Raw genomic sequence first — 3,029 nt, 5'->3', positions numbered from 1 at the left:
CAATTCGCCGCGCGTTTGCCAGTGGGCGAGGAGCCGTTCTGTAAAGGTGGCGAAGGACTGCCGTTCGGCATCGCCGATCCCGCGCTTTTCGCATTCAGCCTCCATTCTCGCCGCATAAGCTTTTGCGTCGGCTTGTCGAGAGAACGACTTGGTTTGCCGTTTTGTCGTGCCGTCCTTCGCTGTCAGACTCCAGACAGCTTGAAAATATGGAGTGCCGGTCGAGCTGACTTGCCGCCTAACGGATGCCATTATTTCTTCTCCCCTTTTTTGATGATGTGCTGGATGCCGCCCGGCATGAGGCCGAGCAGAATTGCGTGCCTCGCCGACGCTCGACAAACCAGTCGCCGCAGTGCTGGCAAAGCGCCATGTCGACATAGCTTTGAAGGTGAAGGATTGCGCTCGTTACCATGAAGGCGGCGAGGGACTTTGCGACGATGCGCAGGCTGAGTTGGTCGCTCCCGCCATCGACGTGCGGCACATAGTCGACGCCATCGCGAAAGATCGGCGAGGCCACTAATGCTTGCATGACGCCGTGCGGCCTTGTGGCAACGCTCGGCCCGACCCGATTCCGCGTCCAGCCAGATGCGGCGAGTTTAAGCACGACTGCGACGGCAAGCCATTGCGAGGAGTCGGCTTGCGTTGTCGGCGAGAGCGTGCCGAACGGATCGCCGTGACGGCGCACGAAACCGATGACGGCGTCAGGATCGTCGAGGTCGATCTCGGAGAAGTTGCGCCACCACGCGGCTGGTCCTACGAGTTCAAGAGGGCGGCCTTTGCCGCTGGTCTTGAAGGAGAAGTCGTCGCCGGTTCGGCCAACGATCTCCGCCGCAGGCCATGCGCGGCCAGTCCAGATTAGTTCCCCGAGCGCCATTCCATATCCTCGTTTCGCTTCGTTGCGCGGCATATCGCAACGTATAGCATGAAATTTGGCGCAGGAAAGATAGCTATTGCGCTTATTCTGCTCGTTTGGCATATTTTGACGAAATGACGAAAGGAGCTGCGGCAAGGGGGCTAGGCGCGCTGAGAAAAAGGAGGCTTTGATGAGTGCCCAAGAGAAGCAACTAAGGCGGATCGGCCCGGGATTTTCCATTGCGGCGTTCGCGCGGGCGACCGGCCTGCCCTATCGGCGTGTCGAGAAGGCCGTCTCGGCAGGGGAAATTGCCACCGTGACTTTGGGCGGCGTTACGAAAATTCCGGAAACCGAGCTGCCCCGCGTTCTCCGAGCTTACGGCATCGAAACGATAGCCGCAGAGTGAGGCGGCCCGACCGCGCGGCAAGGCGCGATCGAGGCCGAGGTACAAAAATGTATGCTTCTGAGGGCGGCGGTAAGCATAGCTTTCATGGCCTAGACGCACAAGCCAGCCCGCGCGGCGATTTCCGCAAGGATCGTCGCCATGAGCAACATCATCCTGCCCAACAACATCGAGGCCGCCGCCCGCTGGCTTGCCGAAACGCCGCAGCGCGATCGGCCGAAGCCGCTGCTTCCCGCCTTGCGCGAAATCTACCGACTGACCGCTGTCGAAGCCGTCGAGGCCATCCGCGAGAGCCATAAGCTCATCAGGGAGGCGCGGCCATGACCGAGACAAATGGTGCCGCCGTCCTCGCCAACGCGGCGGAGCTTCGCCGCCTGGAAGCTCGAAATTTGCTCGACCGCGAGCGCCACGAAATCTGGCAGTTCTATTGGATTCATCAAATCCCGGTCGCCGAAATTGCCGAGGCTTATGGCCTTCCGTCGCGTTCGGACGCGGCGTCGATGGCCGCCGGACCGGCTTTCTTTCGCGATCTCATTTGCGAGAATTGCGGCGAGCATATCGCCGTCACCTCCCGCGAATGTTTCAAGCGGTTTTTCGTGTCGCGCTATCCGTGGCCACGACGTTGCGATGACTGCCAACGCGCTTGGCTCGAAAGTTATGGGGAGCGCTGGCATGAGCCTTGAGGCCTACCGATGGGCATGGAGACAACAAACCGACTCCCTGTCGAAGTTGGTGCTCCTTTGCCTCGCCGAACATCACAACGGCACCGACGGCCAATGCAACCCGAAGGTGCAAACGATTTGCCGCGAAACAGGCCTCGGCCGCGCCACCATATTCGACAGGCTGGAAAGGCTTCGCGACGCCAAATTGATCACCGTCGACTCGCGCAACCGAGGCGGAAATCAGTATCTGCTCGACTTTGAAAAGGGTCCACACCATGAACCCTTCGAACCGGAAAAGGGTCCACGGGATGGACCGTTCGAACCGAAAAAGGGTCCGTATTACGGAAAGGGTCCACGTCACACGGACCACCCTCTCTTAGAACCGGAATCTGAACCGGAAGAAAAGAGAGAGGTGGCGCGCTTGCGCGCACCCGCCTCGGATCGCGGCACGCGGATTCCCGACGATTTCAAACCCGACCTTTCCGTCGCGCTCGCCGAAGGCATGAACGGCTCCGAGGCCGAGCGCTGCGCGGCGAATTTCCTCGACTACTGGAAGGCGAAGCCGGGCGCGGCCGGCCGCAAGGTCGATTGGCCTGCAACCTGGAGGATATGGTGCCGGCGCGAGGTGTCCCGCCCGAACGGCGCAGCAAAAAGCGCACGCGAAAAGGGCGAGCCGCGTAACGCCTTCGATGTCGCCGCCGTCAATCTCCGCAAGCAGGGGATCATCCAATGACGACGCTTCCCGATCACGCGCCGGATGTCTGGACGCCAGCGACAGATATCGACAAGGAAAAGGCGCTCGTCATCCTCGGCGATTTGCCCTCGCGCAACGCCAACGACGCCGCGCTTTCGCATGCCGTCTACATGCTCGCACTCGACGGCGTCACCGCCTATGGGCTCGACAAGGCGGTGCGCGCTATCGTCCAAGGCAGCCTCGGCCACGCCTTTGCGCCAAGCCCACCCGAGCTTCGGCAGGAAATCGACCGGGCCATGCGCCCTCTCGTCGAGGCGCGCGAAAGAGACACCGAGCGCAGCAACCGTCGCGTGGGATGGGCGGAGGATCGCAGCGAGAAGTTCGAGCCGAACAGCCGGGAAAGCCGGCGCCGCGTCGCCG

Annotated in this window: 6 protein-coding genes and 1 pseudogene; 5 read left to right on the top strand and 2 right to left on the bottom strand. The window is 61.6% G+C overall.

The genetic code is table 11. From position 1 onward, the window contains the following. Both EOA38_RS39860 and EOA38_RS32160 read right to left on the bottom strand, forming a co-directional pair. Window positions 1-249: hypothetical protein (locus tag EOA38_RS39860; protein ID WP_210213003.1), on the bottom strand; the 249-nt coding region annotated here is incomplete at its 3' end. Further along, window positions 236-1,006, bottom strand: coding sequence for a hypothetical protein (locus tag EOA38_RS32160; RefSeq protein ID WP_127301119.1), 771 nt, complete (start codon window positions 1,004-1,006; stop codon window positions 236-238). The genes EOA38_RS39860 and EOA38_RS32160, both read right to left, overlap by 14 nt. A 34-nt stretch (window positions 1,007-1,040) precedes the next feature. On the opposite strand from EOA38_RS32160, the gene EOA38_RS32155 reads away from it, so the two are divergent. The 5 genes and pseudogenes from EOA38_RS32155 to EOA38_RS32140 all read left to right on the top strand — a co-directional run. After that, complete coding sequence (locus EOA38_RS32155; RefSeq protein WP_127301118.1) at window positions 1,041-1,256, top strand: hypothetical protein; 216 nt, start codon at window positions 1,041-1,043, stop codon at window positions 1,254-1,256. A 138-nt stretch (window positions 1,257-1,394) separates the two neighbouring features. Further along, the gene (locus EOA38_RS32150; protein ID WP_127301117.1) at window positions 1,395-1,577 is read left to right on the top strand and encodes a hypothetical protein; all 183 of its coding nucleotides are present in this window, start codon (window positions 1,395-1,397) and stop codon (window positions 1,575-1,577) included. Between the two features lie 65 nt (window positions 1,578-1,642). Beyond that, complete coding sequence (locus EOA38_RS39450; protein WP_189435067.1) at window positions 1,643-1,936, top strand: hypothetical protein; 294 nt, start codon at window positions 1,643-1,645, stop codon at window positions 1,934-1,936. After that, window positions 1,881-2,648 (top strand): helix-turn-helix domain-containing protein, encoded by a 768-nt coding sequence (locus EOA38_RS32145; protein ID WP_189435065.1) that lies wholly within the window; start codon window positions 1,881-1,883, stop codon window positions 2,646-2,648. The genes EOA38_RS39450 and EOA38_RS32145 overlap by 56 nt, the downstream gene beginning before the upstream one ends. After that, a pseudogene (locus tag EOA38_RS32140) lies at window positions 2,645-3,029 on the top strand (hypothetical protein); the annotation flags it as partial. The gene EOA38_RS32145 and the pseudogene EOA38_RS32140, both read left to right, overlap by 4 nt.

The organism is Mesorhizobium sp. M1E.F.Ca.ET.041.01.1.1 (genome assembly GCF_003997355.1).
Taxonomy (GTDB): domain Bacteria; phylum Pseudomonadota; class Alphaproteobacteria; order Rhizobiales; family Rhizobiaceae; genus Mesorhizobium.
This window is presented reverse-complemented; position numbering and strand designations above follow the sequence as displayed.

Coding starts and splice junctions, on each gene's coding strand:
- EOA38_RS32155 (WP_127301118.1), top strand. CDS start 1,041: ATGAGTGCCCAAGAGAAGCAACTAAGGCGGATCGGCCCGGGATTTTCC.
- EOA38_RS32145 (WP_189435065.1), top strand. CDS start 1,881: ATGACTGCCAACGCGCTTGGCTCGAAAGTTATGGGGAGCGCTGGCATG.
- EOA38_RS32150 (WP_127301117.1), top strand. CDS start 1,395: ATGAGCAACATCATCCTGCCCAACAACATCGAGGCCGCCGCCCGCTGG.